Raw genomic sequence first — 25,555 nt, 5'->3', positions numbered from 1 at the left:
ATATTTTAGAAGAAGCGGAGCAGAAAAGACAAAAGGTCGTCTGAAAATTTTCAGACGACCTTTTGATTATTTGATAACCCGCGCCAACAAGGCTTTTTCTTTGCCCTGCATATTTGGGATTTTGACTTGGATGCCATTGCCCGGGGCGACTTCGACGGATGCGCCTTTGCGGGTCATTTGTTCCAGCGTAATGGTTTGGTTGCCTTCGGGATGGATGATTTCCAAGGTGTCGCCGACGGCAAAGCGGTTTTTGACTTCCACTGTTGCCCAGCCTTCGGCGTCGATTTCGGTAACGTGTCCGACGTATTGGCTTTGTTTGGCAGTGGAATGGCCACTGAGGTAGTTTTGATAGTCTTGGGTTTGGTGGCGTTCGAGGAAGCCGCTGGTGTAGCCGCGGTTGGCGAGGCCTTCGAGTTCGCTCAACAAGCCGTAATCGAACGGACGGCCTGCGACGGCATCGTCAATCGCTTTGCGGTAGGACTGGGCGACGCGGGCGACGTAGTAGAGCGACTTGGTGCGGCCTTCGACTTTGAGGCTGTCCACGCCGATTTTGGCGAGTTTTTCGACGACTTCGATACCGCGCAGGTCTTTGGAATTCATGATGTAGGTGCCGTGTTCGTCTTCCATAATCGGCATCATTTCGCCGGGGCGGTTGGACTCTTCAATCAGGAAAACTTTGTCGGCGTAGGGGTGGCGTTTCTGACCGTTGATGCCTTCGAAGTTTTGGTTGGCTTCTTCTTGGGCTTTTTCAAAGTTGAAGCCTTGCAGAAGCTGGGCATCGCCCGCATCGCTTTCAGTGGCGTTGTGGACTTTGTAGTCCCAGCGGCAGGAGTTGGTGCAGGTGCCTTGGTTGGGGTCGCGGTGGTTGAAATAGCCCGACAATAGGCAACGGCCGGAGTAGGCGATGCACAATGCGCCGTGGATGAAGACTTCGAGTTCGATGTCGGGGCATTCTTGGCGGATTTCGGCGATTTCTTCCATGCTCAATTCGCGCGACAGGATGATGCGTTCGACGCCGATGTTCTGCCAGAATTTCACGCCCCAGTAGTTGGTGGTGTTTGCCTGTACGGACAGATGGATCGGCATTTCCGGCCATTTTTCGCGCACGGTCATAATCAAACCCGGATCCGCCATAATCAGCGCGTCGGGCTTCATGGCAATCAGCGGCTCCATGTCGGCGACGAAGGTTTTGAGCTTGGAATTGTGCGGCAGGGTGTTGACGGTCAAAAAGAATTTTTTGTTGCGCTCGTGCGCTTCTTTAATGCCTTGTTCGAGGACGTCGAGTTTTGCAAATTCGTTGTTGCGGGCGCGCAGGGAATAACGTGGGCTGCCGGCATAAACGGCGTCTGCGCCGTAGTCGTAGGCGGCGCGCATACGTTCGAGGCCGCCGGCGGGAAGGAGGAGTTCGGGTGCTTTCATGTTCGTGCTTTATAAAAGGTTTCAGACGACCTTTTAAATCACGGGAAAAGGTCGTCTGAAACGGTGTTTTAAGGATGGGCGGATTATCCGCCTTTTTGTCGGGACGGTCAATTTTGCGGGGGTATGTGTGGACTGTTTTGCGTTGTTTTTTCAGAAGAAAACAGGTTTCAAAATGGCAATGGGCGGATAGGTGCGACGGATGGGAAAATGTAAAAAAACGGATGGCAGCCCGATTAATTTAACAAAAAGGCATTCAAATAATGTATTTTCTTGTAAAATATCAAGTTTCATTTTTCCAATGTTCGGGAATCGGGCGGCTGCCGCAATCCGTTTCCCAGAGTTTTAGACAGGCGGACGAGTATGGATTTTCGGTTTGACATTATTTACGAATACCGCTGGATGTTTTTCTACGGCGCGCTGACGACGCTGGGCTTGACCGTAGTGGCGACGGCGGGCGGCTCCGTATTGGGTCTGCTGCTCGCGCTGGCGCGTTTGATTCATCTGGAAAAGGCGGGTGCGCCCATGCGCGCGCTGGCTTGGGTTTTGCGTAAGGTTTCGCTGCTTTATGTAACGCTGTTCCGTGGTACGCCGCTGTTTGTGCAGATTGTGATTTGGTCTTACGTCTGGTTCCCGTTTTTCGTCCATCCTACCGACGGTTTGCTGATTAACGGCGATCAAGCGGTGGACATCCGACGTTCTTACGGCGCGCTGATTGCCGGTTCGCTTGCCTTGATTGCCAACTCCGGCGCGTATATCTGCGAGATTTTCCGCGCGGGCATCCAGTCCATCGACCGCGGTCAGATGGAAGCGGCGCGTTCGCTGGGTTTGAGTTATCCGCAGGCGATGCGTTATGTGATTCTTCCGCAGGCGCTGCGCCGTATGCTGCCACCGCTTGCCAGTGAATTTATTACACTCTTGAAAGACAGCTCGCTCTTGTCCGTCATCGCTGTGGCGGAGCTGGCTTATGTGCAAAGTACGATTAGCGGTCGCTATTCTGTTTATGAAGAACCGCTCTATACCGTCGCGCTGATTTATCTCATGATGACGACTTTCTTGGGCTGGGTGTTCCTGCGCTTGGAAAACCGTTACAACCCGCAGCATCGTTGATTGTGCAAATGCAAAGTAAAAGGAAGGCCGAACGGTCTTCCTTTTTTTGTGCGCCAATGATTTGATTTTCAGACGACCTGAAGCAGCAAGCGTCTTCCAAAAATGTTTTCAAAACAATGCGGTCATCGGTTTCTTCCAGTAATCTTTGAGGGGCAAGCCGCAATCTGACAAATTTCGGGTTTGGTTCACAGATAATTTTGGTGCGGAGGTTGCGATGTGTTTCAAAAGTAGGGGAAGTGCTTGGTTGGAGAATCTTATTTAACTTGAACAACTTACGCAAACCGGAATGCTGCCTTCGGGCGGCGGTTCGGCAAGGTCGGCGAATTCTGCCTGTTCGTCAAAGGGACGGGCGAGGCAGCGGCGCAGGCGTTCGATTTCGCGGTAGTCGCCGTTTCGGGCTTGGACGATGGCTTGTTCGGCAAGGTAGTTGCGCAGGATGTAGAGTGGATTGGTTCGGTTCATACGCAATGCGCGTTCGGCGGGATCGCTGTTTTCGGCGCGCAGGCGTTGGCGGTAGCGTCCGAGCCAGCGAATGAAGGCGGGCGGAACGCCGTCTTTGAAGGTTTGTTCGAGCGCAGGCGGGAGGGGTTCGCCGTGTGTATTACTGACTTCGGACAGGTTTCTGAAAAACAGGGTGAAGTCGGTTTTTTGGTCTTGCAGGGCGGCGAAGAGGTCGGCGGTAAGGCTTTCATCGTCTCTTTGGTCTGCTTGCTGCAAACCGAGTTTGCGGCGCATTTTCTCTAAATAGGTCGTCTGAAAAACTTCTGTCCAGCCGTCGATGAGTTGTTCGAGGGTGTCGTGTGGGACGAGGGCGTCGAAGCAGGAGGCGAGGGCGGCAAAATTCCAATGAGCGACGAAGGGCTGGGCATTGTAGGCGTAGCGGCCTTGGGTGTCGGAGTGGTTGCAGACGTGGCGGCGGTCATAGTCGTCGAGGAAGCCGAAGGGGCCGTAGTCTATGGTCAGTCCCAATGCGGACATGTTGTCGGTATTCATCACGCCGTGACAGAAGCCGACGCTTTGCCATGCGGCGACGGTGTCGGCGGTGCGGTTGCGGATTTGTTCCAACAGGGCGGTGTAGGGGTTGTCGGCATCTTGGCAGTCGGGGTAGTAATGCCGGATGAGGTAGTCGGCAAGTTGTCGGATTTCGGCTTCGCGGCCGGTGTAATAGAAGTATTCGAAATGGCCGAAACGCAGAAAGCTCGGGGCGATGCGGGTGAGGACGGCGGCGGTTTCGACGGTTTCGCGATAAACGGGGTCGTTGCTGCCGCACAGGGCGAGGGCGAGGGTTGTGGGGATGCCGAGACCGTGCATGGCTTCGGAACAGAGGTATTCGCGGATGGAGGAGCGCAAGACGGCACGCCCGTCGGCAAAGCGGGAATAGGGTGTTTTGCCTGCGCCTTTGAGCTGCCACTCTTGGCGCTGTCCTGCGGCATTGATGGAATCGCCAATCAGAATGGCGCGTCCGTCGCCGAGGCGCGGGGTATAAACGCCGAACTGATGGCCGCTGTAAACACTGGCAATGGGCGCGGGCGCGTATTGCGGCGCGTTGCCGCTGAGGTAGGCAAGGTTGGCGGTCGTCTGAAAATCTGTATCCAGACTCAACTCTGCCGCCAAATCGGTGTTGAAGGCGATCCAGTAGGGCGCGGTCAACGGCTCGGGAGAAACGTGGGAATAGAAAAACGGCGAGAGTTCGGCGAATTGTTGGGTAAGCAGGGGAAGGGTGTGCATGGGATTCCTGACGGGTGCGTGGCGGGTATGTTTATAGTGGATTAAATTTAAATCAGGACAAGGCGACGAAGCCGCAGACAGTACAGATAGTACGGCAAGGCAAGGCAACGCCGTACTGGTTTAAAGTTAATCCACTATATTGTGTTTTAAAGTTGGATGCTGCCTGTTTCATTTTCAAGCATTTTCAAAACAATGCTTGTTGCTGTTGTTTCAAATAATCCGCCAGCGGTTTGGGCAAGCCGTAATCTACCAAATTTTCGGGTTTAACCCAAAGGCAGTTTGGAGGCAAGGCTGTATTTTCAGACGAGCTGATTTGCGCTTCAAACGGCGTAATCATCAATAAACGATGCGTCAGGCGGTGGGTGAGGGAGGCTTGCTCGGAAAGGTCATCCCACGGGGAGGCTGCGCACTCTGAAAAAATGCCGAGCTTTTCGGCGCAAGCGTATGCTTCGTCCAATTTTTCAAAACACGGCACGCAATACAGCCCGCCCCAAATGCCTTTGGCGGGGCGTTTTTCCAGCAAGATTGCGTCGTCCGAGTTGCGGACAATCAGCCAGTAAAGCGGCAGGGTTTGTACTTCGGGGGCGTTTTTTTTGCGCGGCAGCTCGGCGATGCGGTTTTGCTTTTTCGCTTCGCAGATGTCCGCCATCGGGCATTGATGGCACAAGGGTTTTGTCCGTTTGCACACGGTTGCGCCCAAGTCCATCAAGCCTTGCGTATAGGCGGGCATATCGGCGTTTTCAGACGGGAGCAGGCTTTCGGCAAGCGTCCAGAGCGAGTTTTCAAATTTTTTGTCCTGCGGGTTGCCGTCGCGAGTGAACACGCGACAGAGCACGCGTTTGACGTTGCCGTCCAAAATGGTTTCGCGGCGGTTGAAGGCAAAGGCGCAAATAGCGGCGGCGGTGCTTCTGCCTACGCCGCAGAGGGTTTCCAAGTCTTTACGCTCCGACGGAAACGTGCCGCCGAATTGTTCGACGACTTGTTGCGCGGCTTTGTGCAGATTGCGCGCGCGGCTGTAATAGCCCAAGCCCGCCCACAACGACAACACTTCGTCTTGCGGCGCAGCGGCAAGTGCCTGTACGGTCGGAAATTTTTCCAAGAAACGCGGATAGTAGTCCAACACGGTGGCAACCTGCGTCTGCTGGAGCATGATTTCGGAAAGCCAGACGCAATAAGGGTTTTTGACCTGCCAAGGCAGGTGGTGCCTGCCGCATTGTTTTTGCCAGCGGATGAGCCGTTCGGAGAAGGGGATGGGTGTGTTCATTAATATCAATCGGGGAGTTTATTTATATTTAAAACAACATGTTATGGTATAACATTGTGAAAATAATTCTTATTGACATACAGTTTGTAGGGGTATATAACTCATATAAAGAGACTTTATTGCAGGATTGAAATTATTTATCAACAAGCAAGGAGTATCAGCATGAAAGCAATGGTTTATCACGGCGCAAACGACATCCGTTTTGAAGAAAAACCCCGACCGCAGATTATCGATCCGACCGACGCGGTGGTGAAAATCGTCAAAACCACGATTTGCGGTACCGACTTGGGTATTTGGAAAGGTAAAAACCCCGAAGTCGCCGACGGCCGTATTCTCGGCCATGAAGGCATCGGTATTGTAGAAGAAGTCGGCGAGGCTGTAAAAAACGTCAAAATCGGCGATAAAGTCATTATTTCATGCGTCAGCAAATGCTGCACTTGCGACAACTGCAAAGTCCAACTCTATTCACACTGCCGTAACGGCGGCTGGATTTTGGGCTACATGATTGACGGCACGCAAGCCGAATACGTCCGTACGCCTTATGCCGACAACAGCCTTGTTCCGCTGCCCGACAACGTCAACGAAGAAGTCGCCCTGCTGTTGAGCGACGCCTTGCCGACCGCCCACGAAATCGGCGTGCAATACGGCGATGTCAAACCCGGCGACACCGTATTCATCGCAGGCGCAGGTCCTGTCGGCATGTCCGCCCTGTTGACCGCCCAACTATACAGCCCCGCCGCCATTATCGTGTGTGATATGGACGAAAACCGTTTGAAACTGGCGAAAGAACTGGGCGCAACCCATACCATCAGCCCCGCTTCCGGCGACGTATCCAAACAAGTTTTCGCCATCGTCGGCGAAGACGGCGTGGACTGCGCGATCGAAGCCGTCGGTATCCCCGCTACATGGAATATGTGCCAAGACATCGTCAAACCGGGCGGTCATATCGCCGTCGTCGGCGTACACGGTCAATCCGTTGATTTCAAACTGGAAAAACTCTGGATTAAAAACCTCGCCATCACAACCGGCTTGGTAAACGCCAATACCACCGAAATGCTGATGAAGGCAATTTCCAGCAGCTCCGTCGATTACACCAAAATGCTGACCCACCGTTTCAAATTCAGCGAATTGGAAAAAGCCTACGACGTGTTCAAACACGCCGCCGAAAACCAAGCCATGAAAGTGGTTTTGGAAGCGGATTGATTTGAAGCGGATTATTGAGTTTTAAAAAGATAGAGGTCGTCTGAAAACCTGTTTTCAGACGACCTTTCGTTTATGGGGCTGATTGAATTGGAATGGCGTTATCGTTTTGAACGTATGCAAGCGGGTAGTGTGGCTTTATGGTGTTTGTAAAGAATTTGTCAAGAAATACACGGTAATATCGTAATGAATGACGATTGGTTGAGTTAAATCTAGCCCGCACGTTATCGGATTGTGTTAACCTTACGCTAAGCTTGATAATAGTTAACATTTTGGCGTTTTAGTTTCTCCGTTTATTAATTATTGCAAGCCAGGGTTCCGCACCATCATCGCTTCATTTTTTCCTCCACAAATGCTTCGGGATGCAGTTTATCCCCCCGCAACAATAAGAACCCGAACATTCTCCCTCTTGTATTTTAAGGATTAAACAATGAAATCGCTCAAAACGTTCCTCATTTGGGGCATTGTGGTTTTGGTCGGCGTAGCGTCCTTTACCACTCTGGCTCTCAGTCGGGGCGAGCAGGTCAGTGCGGTATGGATGGTCACCGCCGCCGTATCGGTGTACTGCATCGCCTACCGTTTTTACAGTCTCTACATCGCCAAATATGTGATGCAGCTTGATCCGAACCGCCTTACGCCCGCCGAGCGGCACAATGACGGTTTGGACTATGTACCGACACACAAAGGCGTATTGTTCGGACACCACTTTGCCGCAATTGCGGGCGCAGGTCCGTTGGTCGGTCCCGTACTGGCTGCGCAAATGGGTTATCTGCCGGGTACGTTGTGGATTATCTTCGGCGTGGTGTTTGCCGGCGCGGTACAAGACATGATGGTCTTGTTCGTCTCCATGCGCCGCGACGGTAAGTCTTTGGGCGATATCGTAAAACAAGAACTCGGCACTGTGCCTGGCGTGATCGCGTCCATCGGCATTTTGATGATTATGGTCATCATCATGGCGGTGTTGGCGCTGATTGTGGTGAAAGCACTGGTTCACAGCCCTTGGGGTACGTTTACGATTGCCGCCACCATGCCTATCGCTCTGTTTATGGGTATTTACACCCGTTATATCCGTCCGGGCAAAATCGGCGAGATTTCTATCGTCGGCTTTATCCTGCTGATGCTGGCGGTCATTTACGGCGACAATGTGGCGCATAGCTCCATCGGTCACTGGTTTGACCTTGACGGCCTCCAGCTCACTTGGGCGATTATGATTTACGGCTTTGTAGCATCAGTATTGCCGGTATGGCTGCTGCTGACTCCGCGCGACTATCTCTCTACCTTCCTGAAAATCGGTACGATTGTCGCACTCGCCATCGGCATCCTCATCGTCAGCCCTGCGCTGCAAATGCCTGCCGTGACCCACTTTATCGACGGTTCCGGCCCCGTATTCTCAGGCGCATTGTTCCCATTCCTCTTCATTACCATCGCTTGTGGTGCGGTTTCAGGCTTCCACGCGCTGATTTCTTCCGGTACTACGCCGAAAATGCTGGAAAACGAAACCCACGTCCGCATGATCGGTTACGGCGGTATGTTGATGGAAAGTTTCGTGGCGATTATGGCGCTTGCCGCTGCCGCATCGCTTGATCCCGGCGTGTACTTCGCTATGAACAGTCCTGCCGCTCTGATCGGTACAGATGCCAATACTGCCGCCGAAGTGATTACCACCAAGCTGCAATTCCCTGTCGATGCCGCAACCCTGTTGCACACCGCTAAAGAAGTCGGCGAAAACACCATCCTTTCCCGTGCGGGCGGTGCGCCTACCCTCGCAGTCGGTATGGCACACATCATGAGCCGCCTGATTCCGGGCGAAGCCATGATGGCATTCTGGTATCACTTTGCCCTGTTGTTTGAAGCCTTGTTCATCCTGACCGCTGTCGATGCCGGTACACGCGTCGCACGTTTCATGATTCAAGACTTGGGCAGTATCTTCTACAAACCTTTCGGCAACACCGACTCCATCCCTGCCAACCTGATTGCGACCTTCTTTGCCGTGGCATTGTGGGGCTACTTCCTCTACACCGGCGTGACCGACCCGTTGGGCGGCATCAACTCGCTCTGGCCTTTGTTCGGCATCGCCAACCAAATGCTGGCAGGCGTAGCCTTGATTATGTGTGCCGTTGTGTTGATTAAGATGAAACGCGACCGTTATGTCTGGGTGGCACTCGTTCCTGCCGTCGGCGTACTGTTTGTCACCTGCTACGCCGGTCTGCAAAAACTGTTCCACAGCGACCCGCGCGTCAGCTTCCTTGCCCATGCCGGCAAATACAGCGAAGCATTGGCTAAAAACGAAGTCCTCGCGCCCGCTAAAGACATCGGCGAAATGTCGCAAATCATCTTCAACGACCAGATCAATGCCGGTCTGACCGCATTGTTCCTCTCCGTCGTCGTCGTCGTTGCCATCTACGGCGTGCGTACCGCTATGAAAGCACGCAAAGTCGGCTGGTCAACTGCTAAAGAAATTCCGGCGGTGTACCGCGACGGCAAACAACCGGAGGCACAAAGTGAAGCGTAAACTCGCCGCTTGGTGGAAAACCGCCAAACTTACCGCCAACCTCATGGCAGGCGTACCCGATTATGAAAACTACGTTGCACAACAACGCAAACATAATCCCAACGCCCCCGTCATGACCGAGCTGCAATTTCAAGACTACTGCCGCAAACGCCGCTGCGGTGCAAACGGCGGAAGATGTTGCTAATCGCTTGAATGGTTGAAAAAAAGGTCGTCTGAAAATTTTCAGACGACCTTTTTATATTAATGCTGCTTGAAAAAGAACGGGCTGAGACCTTTGCAAAATTCCCCAAAATACCCTAAATGTCTTGGTGGGAATTTAGGGGATTTTGGGGAATTTTGCAAAGGTCTCAAACAATTAGCGTGTAAATGTGCTTGCAGTGAAAAAATATTGGGAATAATATCAATGCAATTAATAATTTTTATCAAGAACGAGATGGGTGTGAAATTTTTAGCTGCTTTGCTGTGGCCGGCCATGTTGCTGCCCATTTTGTCTCATGCCGATAGCGGCATTCAGACGGTCTCTGTTTCTCAAGCATATGCGGATGACGCAACGGGCTGCGAGCAGCTTTATCCTGTAAATAGCTTCGAGAGTTTGTTCAGGCAGATGGCAGGCACGCTGCATAGTGCCTGTTTGCTTGATATGCCGCCTGAAGATTTAGCGAAAAAGTGGCAGATTCCCGTGTACCGGCGCTATGTGCGGCTTTCCGGCCGTTTGCGGCCTGACGGAGAAAAACAGGCGGTACTCAGATGGAAAGACAAGGCAGAGCGGCAGAAATGGCTCAAACACAGGCGGCGTAAGCTAAAACGGCCGACCGACGGCTTTACGGTAGTGCATCAGACCGACTACGACGGCAGCACTTTTTTAGAAATCGAAGCAACGCCTGTTTATATAAAACGATACCGTTCATTGTTTCCTGACAACCGTTATCCCGAGGATTTGCCGAAACCCTATGTTTCATCTCATATCCTAAGCCCGGTCAGCGTATGCTTTAACGACGGAACAAGAAAGAATTTCCCCAGGTATACGGTAGTAAATCAAGTAGCAGTAGATGAAGACAACCGTTTGATCGGGAGTGATAGACATTTGATTATAAGGGAGGAGAAAGGCGCAGGAATATTATTTCAGCATCCAACAGACAAATGCATTAATGATATTTCCAGCATCTTTCTTATTAGATAGTATTGAACTAAAAGGGATATAACATGGCTACAACAGCACAAATCCGGCAGCATTTTATCCGTATGGGCATGCCTAAAAAGGAGATTGACAATATACGGCAAATAACCGGAGGCCCAAGGTGAAGCGTAAACTCTCCGCTTGGTGGAAAACCGCCAAACTTACCGCCAACCTCATGGCAGGCGTACCAGATTATGAAAACTACGTTGCTCAACAACGCAAACATAATCCCAACGCCCCCGTCATGACCGAGCTACAATTTCAAGACTACTGCCGCAAACGCCGCTGCGGTGCAAACGGCGGAAGATGTTGTTAATCGCTTGAATGGTTGAAAAAAGGTCGTCTGAAAGTTTTCAGACGACCTTTTTATATTAATGCTGCTTGAAAAAGAACGGGTTAGTATTCGCCCAATAACTGCTCGCGGGTCAGCAAGAATACGAATCCGTCGCCGCCGCTGGTTTCCAACCAAGTGAACGGCAGCTCGGGATAGGCGGCTTCCAATACGTCGCGGTTGTGTCCGATTTCGACCAGCAGTACGCCTTTAGGGTTCAGGTATTTGGCGGCGTGCAGCAGGATTTGGCGGGTGGCGTCCAAACCGTCTTCGCCGCTGCCCAAGGCGAGTTCGGGTTCGTGCAGGTATTCGTCGGGTAACATATCGACCGATTCGGCATCGACGTAGGGTGGGTTGGAAACAATCAGGTCGTATGTACCTTCCAAGCCTTCGAACAAATCGGTGTGAATCAGGTTGATGCGCTCTTCCAAACCATAATCTTCAACGTTGATGGCGGCTACTTCCAGCGCATCCAAACTCAAATCGACAGCGTCAATTTCAGCGGCGGGGTAGTGGTGTGCTATTTGGATGGCGAGGCAGCCGCTGCCGGTACATAAGTCCAATGCGCGGTGAACCAATTCGGGGTGTTCTATCCAAGGGGTAAGGTTGTCGCCGAGCAGTTCGTAAATAAACGAGCGCGGTACGATGACGCGTTCGTCAACATAAAAATCGAAATCACCTTGCCATGCCTGATGGGTGAGGTAGGCTGCGGGGATGTGTTCGACTGCGCGGCGTTCCAGCACTGCCAATACTTCTTCTTTCTCGCTTTGCAGCAGCTTGGCGTCGAGGTAAGGTTCCAGCGTGTCCAGCGGCAGGTTGAGGGTGTGTAGGATGAGGTAGGCCGCTTCGTCGTGTGCGTTGTCCGAGCCGTGCCCGAAAAACAAACCGGCATCGTTGAAACGGCTGACGGCGAAACGCAGGATGTCGCGGACGGAGGTCAATTCTTGGGCTGCTTGGGTAAACATATTCATCAAAATCCTTAATGGTCGGAGCACCGTCCTTCGGGCGGCAGAATCGGGAAGTCATTTGTTGCAAAGCGGAGCGATTATAACAGAGGTCGTCTGAAAGCATGGTTTCAGACGACCTCTTGATTGCGGGAGCGGTTATTTTTTGCCTTTTGCCGCTTTCACATCTTTTTCGGTGATGGTGCCGCCGCCGTTATCAAATGCATTCATAATGTAGGTCGAAACTGCTGCTACGTCCGCTTCGTTGATGGCTGTTGCGGGCATGAAGCCGTTGTAGGGTTTGCCGTTAACCTTGATCGGACCGTTGATGCCTTTGAGCATGCTGTTCAACAGTACCTGCGGTTTTTTCATGATGTAGTCGGAACGGAACAGGGGCGGGAACATTGCGCCTCTGCCTTCGCCTTTTTTACCGTGGCAGGCGGCGCAGTTGGTTTCGTAAATTTTCTGCCCTTGCGCCATCTGTGCGGCATCGGCGGCGAAGGTTGAGGCGGAAAAGCAGGAGAGTGCGGCAAGTGTCAGGATGTGGATGGTTTTCATGGTTTGTCCTTGCAGATGGTCGGGATGTTTTTGTTTTAAAGGAATTGGGCAATCATACAATAAAGGTCGTCTGAAAACCTATCCTGCCGAAGCTTTTCAGACGACCTTAGATTTAAGTCAAACAAACGGAGGGGTACTTCAAACCCATCCGCGCAAATTGCGCCGCACCAAATCTGCCAGCGCGCCTATCCATTCTGCGCCGTCGTTCAGGCAGGGGATATAGCGGTATTCTTTACCGCCGGCGGCGTGAAATTGTTCGCGCCCCATCAAAGCGATTTCTTCCATCGTTTCCAAGCAGTCTGCCATGAAGCCCGGACAGAAAACGTCCAATTTCGTTATGCCTTGTTTCGGCAGTTCGTCAAACAGAACCTGCGTACTCGGTTTAACCCATTTCGCCTTGCCGAACTGGCTTTGGAAGGAGACGATATATTCCTGCTCAGTCAGTCCCAAGGCTTCGGCAAGCAGTTTGGCGGTATGGCGGCATTCGTCGGGATAAGGGTCGCCCTCGTCGTACTGTTTCTGCGGTATGCCGTGAAAACTCAGCATCAGTTTTTCGCCGCGCCCGTGTTCCGCCCAATATGCCTGAATCTGCTTTTTCATGGCTTCGATATAGCCTGCATCATCGTAGAAACGGGATATTGTGCGTATGCTGAGTTGGTTGCGCTGGCGCAGTAATTGCAAGAACACTTTATCCAAAGCCGCGCCTGTGCTTGATGCCGCATATTGCGGATAAAGCGGTACCACCAAAAGATTACCGATGCCTTGCGATTTCAATTCCGCCAAGACGTCGCCAACGCCCGGGTTGCCGTAAGTCATGGCGTAGCGGACGGTTACATCCGGCAGTAGTTTGCCCAAGGCTTCGGCTTGGCGTGCGGTATAAACTAATAAGGGCGAGCCTTCTTTAAACCAGATTTTTTCATAGGCATGCGCACTTTTTTTCGGGCGCAGCGTCAGTATCAGGCCACGCAAGATCGGTTGCCACAACAGCTTCGGCAGTTCTACCACGCGTTGGTCGGATAAAAAGTCGCTCAGGTAAGGTTTGACGGCTTGCGCGGTCGGAGCATCCGGTGTGCCGAGGTTAAGCAGTAGGACGGCGGTACGGGTTTGGTCGGTGTACGGGAGGGGAGGCTCTGGCAGGAAACGGGGCATGGTTTCTTTCTTTAATATTGAATGATATAGTGGATTAAATTTAAATCAGGACAAGGCGAGGCAACGCCGTACTGGTTTAAATTTAATCTACTATATTTTGTACAAAAGGTCGTCTGAAAAGCAAAGGGTCAATAAAGATAAATGTTTTCAGACGACCTCGATAATCATGGTTCAATCTCAATCCACTCCGCGGGCGCGGTTTTCATGGAATTGCGCCTGCCAGTCGGCAAATTTTCCTTGCTCGATGGCTTCGCGCATTTCCGCCATGATGACTTGATAGAAATGTAGGTTATGGATGGTGTTGAGTTGCGCGCCCAAGATTTCGCCGGTGCGGTGCAGATGGTGCAGGTAGGCGCGGCTGAAGTTTTGGCAGGCGTAGCAGGTGCAGCTTTCGTCTATCGGGCGTTTGTCGAGCTTGTGTTTGGCGTTTTTGATTTTCAAATCGCCGAAACGGGTGAACAGCCAGCCGTTGCGTGCATTGCGGGTCGGCATGACGCAGTCGAACATGTCCACGCCGTGCGCTACGCCGTACACCAAGTCTTCCGGCGTGCCGACGCCCATCAGGTAATGCGGTTTGTGTTCGGGCAACATCGGTCCGACGGCGCGCAGCATGCGATACATTTCGGGTTTGGGTTCGCCGACGGACAGTCCGCCGATAGCAAGACCGGGAAAGTCGAATTGTTCCAAGCCGCGCAGTGATTCTTCGCGCAAATCTTCATACATCGCGCCTTGCACAATGCCGAATAGGGCATTGGGGTTCTTCAAATCTTCAAAGGCTTTTTTGCTGCGTTCTGCCCAACGCAGGCTCATTTGCAGGGATTTTTGCGCCTGCTCGTGCGTTGCTTCGCCCGGTGTGCATTCGTCCAACTGCATTACGATATCGGAATTGAGCACGGTTTGGATTTTCATGGAGATTTCGGGCGAGAGGAAGAGTCTGTCGCCGTTAATCGGGCTTTGGAAGGTGCAGCCTTCTTCGGTGAGTTTGCGCATATCGGAGAGCGAGAAAACCTGAAAACCGCCTGAGTCGGTCAGAATGGGTTTGTTCCAGCCGATAAATTCGTGTAGACCGCCGAATTGTTCGATAACTTCCAAACCGGGGCGCAGCCATAAATGGTAAGTGTTGCCCAAAATAATTTGTGCCTTGATGTCGTGCAGGTTTTGCGGATTCATTGCCTTAACCGAGCCGTAAGTGCCGACCGGCATAAATACGGGTGTTTCGATTTTACCGTGGTTCAGTTCCAGCGTGCCGCGTCGGGCATGACCGTCTTTTTTGTGTAAGGTAAATTTGAGCATAGGTTGTATCTATAATGTCGAAAACGGCATGCGAAGCCGCCGTGCAGTCAAACGATTGAGGTAAAAAAAACGGGATTATAAAGGATTTTCATCGCAATAGCGGTGTTTGAATATTTCAGACGACCTTATTCTTGTCGGGATGTTCACTGTTGAAAATGTTTCAAAAAAATCACAATGTTCCGATAATGTCGTCTGAAACCTCATTTTCATGCTTGCCATCGCGTCAAAGTATCGTCTATAATCCGAACCCTATTAAACAGGCACGTAGCTCAGTTGGTTAGAGCACCACCTTGACATGGTGGGGGTCGTTGGTTCGAATCCAATCGTGCCTACCAAATTTCTCAAACGGCATTTATGCCGTTATTTTTTAATGTTTTGGAGCTTTTTTGATGTTGAACATTACCTTGCCGGACGGCTCAGTCCGCCAGTACGAATCGCCCGTTACCGTGGCACAGATTGCCGCGTCTATCGGAGCAGGTTTGGCAAAGGCGACAGTGGCGGGTAAGGTAAACGGCAAATTGGTCGATGCGTGCGATCCGATTACCAAAGATTCAACCGTCCAAATCATTACCCCGAAAGATCAAGAAGGCGTTGAAATTATCCGCCACTCTTGCGCCCACCTTGTCGGCCATGCAGTCAAGCAGCTCTATCCTAATGCAAAAATGGTTATCGGCCCCGTCATTGAAGAGGGCTTTTATTACGATATTGCTACGGAAAAACCGTTTACGCCTGAGGATGTTGCCGCTATCGAAGCGCGCATGAAAGAATTGATTGCACAAGATTATGATGTAATCAAAATCATGACTCCGCGCGCCGAAACCATCAAAATTTTCCAAGATCGCGGCGAAGAATACAAGCTGCGCCTGATTGAAGATATGCCCGAAGTTGAAGCAATGGGTATGTATCATCATCAGGAATATGTCGATATGTGCCGCGGTCCGCACGTTCCGAACACCCGTTTCCTGAAAAACTTCAAGTTAACCAAACTGGCAGGTGCATACTGGCGTGGCGACAGCAATAATGAAATGCTGCAACGTATTTACGGTACGGCTTGGGCGACAAAAGATGAATTAAAAGCCTATATCCAGCGTATCGAAGAAGCAGAAAAACGCGACCACCGCAAATTGGGCAAACAACTGGCTTTGTTCCACTTGCAAGACGAAGCGCCGGGAATGGTGTTTTGGCATCCCAAAGGTTGGGCTTTGTGGCAAACTATTGAGCAGCATATGCGTAAAGAACTGAATGCCGCCGGTTACAAAGAAGTCAAAACCCCCCAAATCATGGATAAAACCTTTTGGGAAAAATCCGGTCATTGGGATAACTACAAAGACAATATGTTCGTAACCAGTTCGGAAAAGCGCGAATACGCGGTTAAACCGATGAACTGCCCGGGACATGTCCAAATTTTCAATAACGGCTTGCGCTCGTACCGTGATTTGCCGATGCGTTTGGCTGAATTTGGTTCTTGCCATCGCAACGAGCCGAGTGGTGCACTGCATGGACTGATGCGTGTTCGCGGGTTTGTGCAAGACGACGCACATATTTTCTGCACAGAAGATCAAATTGTTAGCGAAGCGCGCGCATTCAATGAATTGCTGGTTCGTATTTACAAGCAATTCGGTTTCCATGATGTATCCGTCAAACTTTCACTGCGTCCTGAGAAGCGTGCCGGTTCAGACGACGTGTGGGATAAGGCAGAACAAGGTCTGCGCGAAGCATTGACTGCTTGCGGCGTGGAATGGGACGAGTTGCCGGGTGAAGGCGCGTTCTACGGACCTAAAATCGAATATCACGTTAAAGACGCATTGGGACGTTCTTGGCAGTGTGGTACGCTGCAACTGGACTTTGTATTGCCGGAACGCTTAGATGCAGAATATGTAACTGAAAACAATGATCGCGCCCGTCCAGTAATGTTGCATCGCGCCATTTTGGGTTCTTTGGAACGATTTATCGGTATTTTGATTGAAAACCATGCAGGTTCTTTCCCGTTGTGGTTGGCGCCGGTTCAAATGGTGATTATGAATATTACCGAAAATCAAGCGGATTACTGCCGTGAAGTAGCTGCCAAATTGCAAGCAGCAGGCTTCCGTGTGGAGCTGGATTTGCGTAACGAAAAAATCGGTTACAAAATCCGTGATAACAGCCAATACCGCTTCCCTTATCAAATCGTTGTCGGCGATAAAGAGAAGCAGGAAAACAAAGTGGCCGTGCGCCGCAAAGCAGAAGACTTGGGTTCTTTGAATTTGGATGATTTCATTGCACAACTGCAGCAAGAAATCGCAGACGCCCTCGTCAACCATTAATTTTTATAGGAGTATTCATCATCGCTCAAGAACGCGAAGCACGAATCAATGGCGAAATTACCGCCAAAGAAGTGCGTTTAATCAGTGAGTCAGGCGAACAGCTTGGTGTCGTATCGGTTCGTGAAGCTTTGGCTATGGCCGAAGAGCAGGATGTGGATTTGGTAGAGATTTCCCCTACTGCCAAGCCGCCTGTATGCAAACTGATGGATTACGGTAAATATAAATACCAACAAGCCAAGAAGCGCGACGAAGCCAAGAAAAACCAGAAGCAGGTACAAATTAAGGAAATCAAATTCCGTCCGGGTACCGATGAAGGCGATTATCAAATCAAAATGCGCAACATCAACCGCTTCTTGGCTGACGGCGATAAGGTCAAAGTAACACTTCGTTTCCGCGGACGTGAAATGGCTCACCAGCAACTCGGTGCGCAACTTTTAGAGCGCGTGAAAGAAGATTTGGCGGAAGTAGCCCAAATCGAATCCTTCCCTAAAATGGAAGGCCGTCAAATGGTGATGATGATTGCACCGAAGAAAAAATAAAGTTATAATTCTCGGCTTACTCCGATTGCCGCTTCGGAGTAAGTTTTTGATTGGCGGCAAAAACCGTGGCATTTTGGGTTCAAGTGTTTGAAACCAATGTTTTAAAACCCCCTAATGCCTTATCTAATAACGAATGGAGTTTTCCCATGCCTAAAATGAAAACCAAGTCTAGCGCGAAAAAACGCTTCAAAGTACTGGGTAACGGCGGTGTAAAACGCGCTCATGCGTTCAAACGCCACATCTTGACTAAAAAGACCACTAAAAACAAACGCCAACTGCGCGGTACCTCCATGGTAAACGATCGCGATTTGGCTTCTGTTGCTAAAATGTTACCCTACGCTTAAGGAGTTTAGAATATGCCACGCGTAAAACGCGGTGTAACCGCTCGTGCCCGTCACCAAAAAATCTTCGCGTTAGCCAAAGGCTACCGCGGTCGTCGTAAAAACGTATACCGCGTTGCCAAGCAAGCGGTAATGAAAGCCGGTCAATACGCATACCGTGACCGTCGTCAACGCAAACGCCAATTCCGTCAATTGTGGATTGTCCGTATCAATGCAGGTGCCCGTGAAAATGGTCTGTCTTACAGCAAGTTCATGAACGGTCTGAAACGCGCCTCTATCGAAATCGACCGCAAAGTATTGGCTGATCTGGCTGTATTCGATAAAGCCGCTTTTGCACAATTAGTTGAGAAAGCTAAAGCTGCTTTGGCTGCTTAATTCAAGAAATTTAAAAAGGAAGCTACGGCTTCCTTTTTCTTTGTTTGAAGAAAGTCTATGTGATTGATTTTCTTTCTTTAAAGTCTATTTTTTTAAATTGATTTGCGTTAAAATACGCCGATTCTATCAAACGGATTGGCCGTAGACAGATAAAAGGTCGTCTGAAAAGTTTGGCAACACCAAACCATACAGGCGGCCTCATTGTTTCAGACGACCCATCATCAACCGACAGACGATAAAACCACTATGGAAAATGTAAACCGTATCGTTGCAGAAGGCATTGCCGCAGTAGAAGCCGCGCAAGACTTCAACGCTCTAGAACAAATCAAAGCCCGTTATCTTGGTAAAACCGGCGAATTGACCGGACTTCTGAAAACCTTAGGTCAAATGTCGCCTGAAGAGCGCAAAACCATAGGTGCGCATATCAATGAGTGCAAAAACCAGTTTCAGACGGCCTTTAACAATAAACGCGATGCCCTCAACGAAGCCAAACTGCAAGCACAGCTTGCGGCTGAAGCACTCGATATTACCCTGCCCGGACGTGCGCAGGAAAATGGCGGTCTGCATCCCGTAACCCTGACTTTGCAGCGCGTGGTTGAACTCTTTCACGGCATGGGTTTTGAAGTGGCAGACGGCCCGGAAATCGAAGACGATTTCCACAACTTCCAAGCCCTGAATATTCCCGCAAATCATCCCGCCCGCGCCATGCAGGATACGTTCTACGTTGAAAACGGCGATGTTTTGCGTACGCACACTTCCCCGATTCAAATCCGCTATATGCTCGATAAAAAAGAGCCGCCCATCCGCATTATCGCCCCCGGCCGCGTTTACCGTGTGGACAGCGACGCTACGCACTCGCCCATGTTCCATCAAGCTGAAGGACTTTGGGTGGAAGAGGGCGTAACCTTCGCTGATTTGAAAGCCGTATTCACCGATTTTATCCGTCGCTTTTTCGAACGCGATGATTTGCAAGTACGCTTCCGTCCGTCTTTCTTTCCGTTTACCGAACCGTCCGCCGAAATCGACATCATGGGCGAAAACGGCAAATGGCTGGAAGTCGGCGGCTGCGGCATGGTGCATCCCAACGTGTTGAAAAACGTGAATATCGACCCCGAAAAATACACCGGTTTCGCCTTCGGCATCGGTCTCGACCGTTTTGCTATGTTGCGTTACAACGTGAACGATCTGCGACTGTTTTTTGATAACGATTTGAACTTTTTAAAACAGTTTGCGAAATGATTATGCAGACTGCCTGAACATGGAAAAGCAGCCTACACCGCAGAAATCTAAATAAGGCTACCTGAAAGCAATAGCCCCAACAAAGTTAGAAAGCAGCCTGCACCTCACCAAGCAAACAGGTCGTCTGAAATCAAAATCTGATAAAAAAGTTAATTAATTGATTGAGAACATAACATGCAATTCTCCTACTCATGGCTGAAAACCCAAGCCGATACCGAACTTTCCGCCGATAAGCTGGAACATTTGTTAACCATGTCCGGCTTGGAAGTGGAAGAAGCCGAGACTGCCGCGCCTGCGTTTACAGGTGTGGTGATTGCCGAAGTGAAATCCGTTGAAAAACATCCGGATGCCGACCGTTTGAACGTAACCCAAGTTGATGCGGGTACGGGTGAGTTGGTGCAGATTGTGTGCGGTGCGCCGAATGTGAAAGCGGGCATCAAAGTGCCGTGTTCGTTGCCGGGCGCGGTGTTGCCGGGCAATTTCAAAATCAAGCCGACCAAGATGCGCGGCGTGGTGTCGAATGGGATGTTGTGTTCTACCGACGAACTCGGTCTGCCTGACGACGGCGTGAATGGCTTACACATTCTGCCGCAAGATGCTCCCGTCGGCGCAAACATCCGCGAATATTTGGATTTGGACGATACGGTGTTCACGCTGAAAATTACGCCGAACCGTGCCGATTGCCTGAGCATCAAAGGCATTGCGCGTGAAGTGTCCGCGCTGACGGGTTGCGCGTTCAAGCAGCCTGCAATTCATGCCGCGCCCATCACGGGTAGCCGCAAACAGCCCGTGCAGATTGATGCGCCTGCCGATTGCGGCCGTTTTATCAGCCGCGTGATTGAAAACGTGAACGCGCGCGCCGCTACACCGGATTGGATGAAGCAGCGTTTGGAGCGCAGCGGTATCCGCAGTATTTCCGCGCTGGTGGACATTGGCAATTATGTGATGCTGGAAATCGGTCAGCCGATGCATGTTTTCGATGCCGACAAACTTTCAGGCAGCCTGCACATCCGCCGTGCGTGCGAAGGTGAAACGCTGGAATGCCTGAACGAGAAAACCGTCTCTTTGTCTGAAAATACGCTGGTGGTAGCCGATGAAAAAGGCGCGTTGAGTTTGGCAGGACTGATGGGCGGCGCGGCAAGCGCGGTTTCAGACGACACACAAAATATCGTGCTGGAAGCGGCTTGGTTTGCGCCTGAAATCATTGCCGGCAAATCGCGCCAATACGGTTTTGGCTCGGATTCGTCGTTCCGCTTTGAGCGCGGCGTGGATTACCGTTTGCAGGCTGACGCCATCGAACGCGCTACCGAATTGGTTTTGCAAATCTGCGGCGGTGCGGCAGGCGAAATGGTGGAAGCGCAGGGCAGGCTACCTGAAAACAAACAGGTCGAATTGCGTTTAGGCCGTCTGAAAACCGTGTTGGGCGTGGACATTCCCGCCGAACAGGTGGAAACTATTTTGCAGCACTTGGGCTTGCAGCCTGAAAAAACGGCGGAAGGCTTCCGCGTTACTGCGCCGAGTTTCCGTTTCGACATCGAAATCGAAGCCGATTTGATTGAAGAAATCGGCCGCGTTTACGGCTATGAAAATATCCCCGACGATTACACGTCAGGTCGTCTGAAAATGTTGGCGCTGCCCGAAACCCGCCATCCGCGTTTTGCCGTTTATAACGAAATGGCGGCGCGCGGCTACCGCGAAGTGGTCAGCTATGCCTTTGTTGATGAGCAGTGGGAACTCGATTTTGCCGCCAACGCCAACCCCATCCGCCTGCAAAACCCGCTGGCGGCGCAGTATGCCGTGATGCGTTCCACGCTCATCGGCGGTTTGGTGGAAATTCTGCAAAACAATTTGAACCGCAAACAAAACCGCGTGCGTGTGTTTGAAATCGCCCGCGTGTTCAGCAAAGGTTCAGACGGCCAGTTTGTGCAAAACGAACGCATCGGCGGCTTGTGGTACGGCGCGGCGATGCCCGAACAATGGGGCGAGAAAACGCGCAACGCGGATTTTTACGACATCAAGGCGGATGTGGAAAATCTGTTGAAAAACAAAGCAGTTGAGTTCGTTAAAACCGGACATCCCGCGCTGCATCCAGGACGCGCCGCCAATATCGTTTCAGACGACCAAGTTATCGGCTTTGTCGGCGAATTGCATCCGAAATGGCTGCAAAAATACGACTTGCCGCAAGCGCCGCTGGTATTTGAAATCGACATGGCTGCCGTGTTGGAACGCGAAAAAACGCGCTATCAGGCAGTATCGAAATTCCAGCCGGTGCGCAGGGATTTGGCGTTTGTGATGCCTGAAACCATGGCCCATGATGATTTGTTGGCAACGTTGAAAGGCGCGGCAAACAAGTTGGTACAGGAAATCAGCGTGTTTGACGTGTATCGCGGTACGGGTCTGCCTGAAGGGATGAAGAGTATGGCGGTTAAGGTGATTTTGCAGGATATGGAAAACACGCTGACGGATGAAACAGTCGAGCCGGTTATCGGAAAACTGATTGACGCGGCAACTGCTGCGGGAGCGCAACTTCGCAGCTAAAAAATAAATATTCGCTTGAATTTTAAATAGAAATTGGTAATAATCTGCACCTGTTACAACAGAAGGTAATAATATGACATTAACTAAAGCCGAATTGGCCGATATTTTGGTAGATAAAGTCAGCAATGTAACCAAAAACGATGCCAAAGAAATCGTCGAACTCTTTTTTGAAGAAATCCGCAGCACTTTGGCACGCGGCGAAGAAATCAAAATTTCCGGTTTCGGTAATTTCCAGTTGCGCGACAAACCGCAACGTCCCGGCCGTAATCCGAAAACCGGCGAAGAAGTACCGATTACCGCACGCCGCGTAGTAACTTTCCATGCCAGCCAAAAACTCAAAGGCATGGTGGAGCATTACTATGACAAACAACGCTAATCCCGTTATTCCCGCAAAACGTTATTTTTCACTGGATGAAATGTGCGAACTGGTGCAAATCAGCCCGTCACAATTTGCCCAGTGGCAACATGAGAACGGTATTGTTGTCGGTTACGGTGGCGATCGTTACACCCGTTCTGATGTGGTGAAACTGTTGAAGCTGAAAGATACCTTTGCGCCTTATGTCGACCGCTTCAGCCGTGATTCTTTGGATGCAAATGGTAATCCCGCTGCAAAGGCGGAAGAAGTTAAAGCAGGGTTAAATTCTATATTGGCAGATTTGCAAAAAGCACTTGCTTAGTTTATTAGATAAACAGCCGCTTCCTTATCTAAGGGAAGCGGCTGTTTGTTTTTATGGATTTTGGGGGCTTGCTCTGTATTAGAAAATATTTACTTAGTTTATAAGTATCCTTAATAAATATGATAGGTACCTGTTTTTAAATGATGTATTTATGCTGCTTGTATTGAATTGAACCATTTTTCGAAGTTATTGTCTTTTATATCAATAATCTGCACGGATATTGTGTTTAACAATCCATGCTATGAAAGTTATAATAATACAAACACAATGATGTGTCGTCGGAATACTTCAATCTGCACATTTAATCTAAGGAGCGATATTATTGGCTCCAGTTTCCGGATAATCTGACAATGATTCAATATTGGCAAAAAAGTTTGGCTGCCGTACTGCTTTTAGGCGTATTTTCTCAAACATGGGCGCAATCCCATTCTGTTTATTTTAATCAACATGGCAAAATTACGGCAACGATGTCATCGGTTGCATATGTCCGACAATATACGGTTCAATCAGGTATCGCCAAGGCGCAGGATTTTTATTACCCGTCCATGAAGAAATATTCTGATCCGTATGAAGTTCCTGCAGGGCAAATTAAAGTATTTGTTCCCGTGTTAGATAATGGGACGTTGACGCTTTGGCATTTCAACGGACAGAAAAAAATGGTAGGGATTTATAAAAATAGCAAGCCGAACGGTGAATGGACAAACTGGTATCCGAACGGTAAGAAATCTGCTGTGATGCCTTATCAAAACGGTTTGAGCGAAGGAATCGGTTCGCGATATTACCGTAATGGGGTGAAGGAAAGCGAGATCCAGTTCAAACACGACAAAGCCAACGGTTATTGGAAGCAATGGTATCCTGACGGTAGTCCGAAGATGGAAATGAATATGGTCAACGATAAACCGACTGAGATTTTAAGTTGGGACGAAAATGGTCGTATTTTATCGGAAATTAGCATTTCTAATGGTCGTCGCAATGGTATTGTTTTGGAATGGTATGAAGATGGTGCCAAAAAGTCAGAATCGGTTTATTCCAACGATCAGCTGGTGAAAAAAACGCATTGGGATAAAGAAGGTTATGTTGTTGAATAACTGTTAAAATATATGAAAAGGGAGTAAGGATAAGGTTTAATACCTTATCCTTCTTTTTTATGAAAAGGTATTTGGAGGGAAACTTGCGATATTTTTAAAATAGCGTATAATGTTATATTATAACATATAGCTTATGGAGTATTGATTGATGAAACCGAATATTCATCCTGATAATTACCGTACCGTTTTGTTTTTCGACAGCGGTGCAAATGAAGGCTGGCTTATCCGCTCTTGTGCGGAGACGCATGGTAAGACAATGGTTTGGAAAGATGGAAAAGAATACCCGCTTTTCGCGCTAGATACGTCGTCTGCATCTCATCCTGTTTATACCGGCAGACAGCGCAACGTTAACACGGAAGGGCGTGCGAGCAAGTTCAATCAGCGTTTCCAATCGATGATGTCTTCATTTAGAAAGGACAAATAATGCAAGTTTTATCTTCACTGAAAACAGCGAAAAAACGCCACAGCGACTGTCAAATAGTCCGAAGGAAGGGTAAGGTTTACGTTATTTGTAAGAGTAACCCGCGCTTTAAGGCACGTCAGCGTTAAATACCGGTTGGATCGACTGTCCGCACCTGAAAATGGTGCGGATTTTTTTAGCAATCATGTAAACTCATGTTGGTTAATATCATTAAAAATATCTTTTTTGCCTGCAAACAACCAGTTTTAGGAATATCGGGTAAATTAGCGTAATCCCGCTTGTTTGGAGGTGGAGATATTTATAACATGGCAGCGCATTTAGCAGACAAATTCCTATTTAGGAGATATTTATGAAATCAAAAGTATTACTGGCTGTTGCCGCCGCATTATCCCTTGGTGCCTGTGTCGCACCGGACATGGATTATGATTTCGAACGTGGTTCCCGCCACGAGCATCGCCATGAACACCGTTACGACAATCGTGATAATAATTACGACCGTAACGAGGTGCGCCGTGAAGAGCGTCGTTATGAAGAAAACCGTCGCACATCAGAGTCCCGCCGTTTGCGCACATTCTCTTGTGAGAATGGATTGTCTGTTGATGTCCGCAACTTGAATAACGATCAGTTGGAATTGCGTCTTGACGACAAACGCGCTGTATTGTCATCCGATGTTTCCGGTTCCGGCTCGCGCTACACTTCCAAACGCGGCCTGTTCGGCAAAGGTGCGGAATGGCATGAGAAAAACGGCGAAGCATCCTTCAGCTTTACCGATCCGTATGGCAACCGTGTAGAAACTTCCTGCAGCGTGCGCTAAACATCAAATATCCTGCTAAAGGTCGTCTGAAAATGTGAACTGCACCCCAAAAGTTGGACATCCCCTCCAACTCACAAGGTGCAGTTTTTTTATGAGCAAATATACATTACACTTCAAATACCAAGCCGTACTCCACTACCTGCACATACGCAGCCAACAGCGTACCGCAGATCATTACGGCATTTCCCGAACCCACCTGCGACGGTGGATACGCGCCTATCAAGAAGGCGGCATCGGCGCACTCGAACATCCCCAATCCAAAACCATGACCGACCACCGCAAAAACCCCTTTATCGCCGACAAACCCGACCACGAAAAAACACAGGCAGAGCTTATCGAAGAGTTGTGCTATATGCGCGCAAAGGTTGCCTATCTAAAGGAGTTAAAAGCCCTCAGCCAAAAGCGGACCGCAAAGGACAAAGCCAAACCGTCCAAACACTGAGGGCGCAACACCCGCTCAAATACCTGCTGCACATCGCAAACCTGCCCAAAAGCAGCTTTTACTACCACCACCAAGACCGGCCTGACCCCGACGCAG

At 50.0% G+C, this 25,555-nt stretch carries 26 protein-coding genes and 1 tRNA gene; 20 read left to right on the top strand and 7 right to left on the bottom strand.

Going from position 1 to position 25,555, the window contains the following annotated elements:
• Positions 1-66: 66 nt before the first annotated feature.
• Complete coding sequence (gene trhP, locus DBY90_RS10930) at positions 67-1,419, bottom strand: prephenate-dependent tRNA uridine(34) hydroxylase TrhP (RefSeq protein ID WP_070494034.1); 1,353 nt, start codon at positions 1,417-1,419, stop codon at positions 67-69.
• A 360-nt stretch (positions 1,420-1,779) separates the two neighbouring features.
• Between trhP and DBY90_RS10925 the strand changes: the two genes are divergently transcribed.
• Entirely contained in the window at positions 1,780-2,526 is a 747-nt protein-coding gene (locus DBY90_RS10925) for an amino acid ABC transporter permease (RefSeq protein WP_070494037.1), read from the top strand.
• 258 nt (positions 2,527-2,784) lie between these two features.
• Here DBY90_RS10925 and DBY90_RS10920 read toward each other — a convergent pair whose 3' ends face one another.
• Together DBY90_RS10920 and mutY are read right to left on the bottom strand one after the other, a co-directional pair.
• On the bottom strand, positions 2,785-4,254 hold the full coding sequence (locus tag DBY90_RS10920; protein ID WP_070494040.1) for a protein adenylyltransferase SelO: 1,470 nt from the start codon (positions 4,252-4,254) through the stop codon (positions 2,785-2,787).
• A 184-nt stretch (positions 4,255-4,438) separates the two neighbouring features.
• The gene (gene mutY / locus DBY90_RS10910) at positions 4,439-5,518 is read right to left on the bottom strand and encodes an A/G-specific adenine glycosylase (protein WP_070494043.1); all 1,080 of its coding nucleotides are present in this window, start codon (positions 5,516-5,518) and stop codon (positions 4,439-4,441) included.
• A 162-nt stretch (positions 5,519-5,680) separates the two neighbouring features.
• Here mutY and DBY90_RS10905 point away from each other — a divergent pair, with 162 nt between their 5' ends.
• The 5 genes from DBY90_RS10905 to DBY90_RS10880 all read left to right on the top strand — a co-directional run bounded on the left by DBY90_RS10905 (position 5,681) and on the right by DBY90_RS10880 (position 10,723).
• Entirely contained in the window at positions 5,681-6,721 is a 1,041-nt protein-coding gene (locus DBY90_RS10905) for a zinc-dependent alcohol dehydrogenase family protein (RefSeq protein ID WP_107987224.1), read from the top strand.
• Positions 6,722-7,148: 427 nt separating this feature from the next.
• On the top strand, positions 7,149-9,230 hold the full coding sequence (locus DBY90_RS10900; protein ID WP_070494050.1) for a carbon starvation CstA family protein: 2,082 nt from the start codon (positions 7,149-7,151) through the stop codon (positions 9,228-9,230).
• Complete coding sequence (locus DBY90_RS10895) at positions 9,220-9,414, top strand: YbdD/YjiX family protein (protein ID WP_003744600.1); 195 nt, start codon at positions 9,220-9,222, stop codon at positions 9,412-9,414. Before DBY90_RS10900 ends, DBY90_RS10895 begins: the two co-directional genes overlap by 11 nt.
• A 219-nt stretch (positions 9,415-9,633) precedes the next feature.
• Entirely contained in the window at positions 9,634-10,410 is a 777-nt protein-coding gene (locus DBY90_RS10885; RefSeq protein WP_107987234.1) for a hypothetical protein, read from the top strand.
• 118 nt (positions 10,411-10,528) lie between these two features.
• Complete coding sequence (locus DBY90_RS10880; protein WP_070490789.1) at positions 10,529-10,723, top strand: YbdD/YjiX family protein; 195 nt, start codon at positions 10,529-10,531, stop codon at positions 10,721-10,723.
• 80 nt (positions 10,724-10,803) lie between these two features.
• Here DBY90_RS10880 and prmB read toward each other — a convergent pair whose 3' ends face one another.
• From prmB to tgt, 4 genes are all read right to left on the bottom strand, one after another.
• Positions 10,804-11,703 carry a 50S ribosomal protein L3 N(5)-glutamine methyltransferase gene (gene prmB, locus DBY90_RS10875; protein WP_199904718.1) on the bottom strand — a complete coding sequence of 300 codons (900 nt, stop codon included), beginning with the start codon at positions 11,701-11,703 and terminating at the stop codon, positions 10,804-10,806.
• Between the two features lie 138 nt (positions 11,704-11,841).
• Complete coding sequence (locus tag DBY90_RS10870) at positions 11,842-12,240, bottom strand: c-type cytochrome (protein ID WP_003744222.1); 399 nt, start codon at positions 12,238-12,240, stop codon at positions 11,842-11,844.
• A 138-nt stretch (positions 12,241-12,378) separates the two neighbouring features.
• Positions 12,379-13,389, bottom strand: a complete 1,011-nt coding sequence (gene hemH, locus DBY90_RS10865) for a ferrochelatase (RefSeq protein ID WP_070490792.1) — start codon at positions 13,387-13,389, stop codon at positions 12,379-12,381.
• 177 nt (positions 13,390-13,566) lie between these two features.
• Complete coding sequence (gene tgt, locus DBY90_RS10860) at positions 13,567-14,682, bottom strand: tRNA guanosine(34) transglycosylase Tgt (protein ID WP_070490794.1); 1,116 nt, start codon at positions 14,680-14,682, stop codon at positions 13,567-13,569.
• 258 nt (positions 14,683-14,940) lie between these two features.
• Between tgt and DBY90_RS10855 the strand changes: the two genes are divergently transcribed.
• The 14 genes from DBY90_RS10855 (at position 14,941) to DBY90_RS10790 (ending at position 25,459) form a co-directional block, all read left to right on the top strand.
• Positions 14,941-15,017: transfer RNA gene (locus DBY90_RS10855), tRNA-Val, on the top strand.
• Between the two features lie 54 nt (positions 15,018-15,071).
• Positions 15,072-16,985: a threonine--tRNA ligase gene (thrS, locus tag DBY90_RS10850; RefSeq protein WP_070490797.1), complete on the top strand. Its 1,914-nt coding sequence runs from the start codon at positions 15,072-15,074 to the stop codon at positions 16,983-16,985.
• A 17-nt stretch (positions 16,986-17,002) separates the two neighbouring features.
• Complete coding sequence (gene infC, locus DBY90_RS10845; protein WP_074895063.1) at positions 17,003-17,524, top strand: translation initiation factor IF-3; 522 nt, start codon at positions 17,003-17,005, stop codon at positions 17,522-17,524.
• Positions 17,525-17,670: 146 nt separating this feature from the next.
• Positions 17,671-17,868, top strand: a complete 198-nt coding sequence (gene rpmI / locus DBY90_RS10840; RefSeq protein ID WP_002232040.1) for a 50S ribosomal protein L35 — start codon at positions 17,671-17,673, stop codon at positions 17,866-17,868.
• A 12-nt stretch (positions 17,869-17,880) separates the two neighbouring features.
• Positions 17,881-18,240: a 50S ribosomal protein L20 gene (gene rplT, locus DBY90_RS10835; protein ID WP_002214103.1), complete on the top strand. Its 360-nt coding sequence runs from the start codon at positions 17,881-17,883 to the stop codon at positions 18,238-18,240.
• A gap of 246 nt (positions 18,241-18,486) precedes the next feature.
• Positions 18,487-19,479 (top strand): phenylalanine--tRNA ligase subunit alpha, encoded by a 993-nt coding sequence (gene pheS, locus DBY90_RS10830; RefSeq protein WP_003744233.1) that lies wholly within the window; start codon positions 18,487-18,489, stop codon positions 19,477-19,479.
• 174 nt (positions 19,480-19,653) lie between these two features.
• Entirely contained in the window at positions 19,654-22,017 is a 2,364-nt protein-coding gene (pheT, locus tag DBY90_RS10825; protein ID WP_070490800.1) for a phenylalanine--tRNA ligase subunit beta, read from the top strand.
• 73 nt (positions 22,018-22,090) lie between these two features.
• A complete protein-coding gene (locus DBY90_RS10820) occupies positions 22,091-22,393 on the top strand; it encodes an integration host factor subunit alpha (protein WP_003675494.1) in 303 nt (100 codons plus the stop codon).
• Complete coding sequence (locus tag DBY90_RS10815) at positions 22,377-22,694, top strand: hypothetical protein (RefSeq protein ID WP_039856271.1); 318 nt, start codon at positions 22,377-22,379, stop codon at positions 22,692-22,694. Before DBY90_RS10820 ends, DBY90_RS10815 begins: the two co-directional genes overlap by 17 nt.
• Positions 22,695-23,044: 350 nt before the next feature.
• Positions 23,045-23,782, top strand: a complete 738-nt coding sequence (locus DBY90_RS10810; protein ID WP_070490802.1) for a toxin-antitoxin system YwqK family antitoxin — start codon at positions 23,045-23,047, stop codon at positions 23,780-23,782.
• Between the two features lie 148 nt (positions 23,783-23,930).
• Positions 23,931-24,206, top strand: a complete 276-nt coding sequence (locus tag DBY90_RS10805) for a type B 50S ribosomal protein L31 (protein WP_003744241.1) — start codon at positions 23,931-23,933, stop codon at positions 24,204-24,206.
• Complete coding sequence (gene ykgO / locus DBY90_RS10800; protein ID WP_083286669.1) at positions 24,206-24,331, top strand: type B 50S ribosomal protein L36; 126 nt, start codon at positions 24,206-24,208, stop codon at positions 24,329-24,331. Before DBY90_RS10805 ends, ykgO begins: the two co-directional genes overlap by 1 nt.
• Before the next feature lie 221 nt (positions 24,332-24,552).
• Positions 24,553-25,017 (top strand): MliC family protein, encoded by a 465-nt coding sequence (locus tag DBY90_RS10795; protein ID WP_070490804.1) that lies wholly within the window; start codon positions 24,553-24,555, stop codon positions 25,015-25,017.
• A gap of 91 nt (positions 25,018-25,108) precedes the next feature.
• Positions 25,109-25,459 (top strand): helix-turn-helix domain-containing protein, encoded by a 351-nt coding sequence (locus DBY90_RS10790; protein WP_107986413.1) that lies wholly within the window; start codon positions 25,109-25,111, stop codon positions 25,457-25,459.
• The last annotated feature ends 96 nt before the right edge of the window (positions 25,460-25,555 follow it).

The sequence above is a fragment of the Neisseria mucosa genome, from assembly GCF_003044445.1.
GTDB lineage: Bacteria > Pseudomonadota > Gammaproteobacteria > Burkholderiales > Neisseriaceae > Neisseria > Neisseria mucosa_A.
The sequence above is the reverse complement of the archived record's forward strand: the minus strand, read 5'-3'. Positions and strand labels throughout refer to the sequence as shown.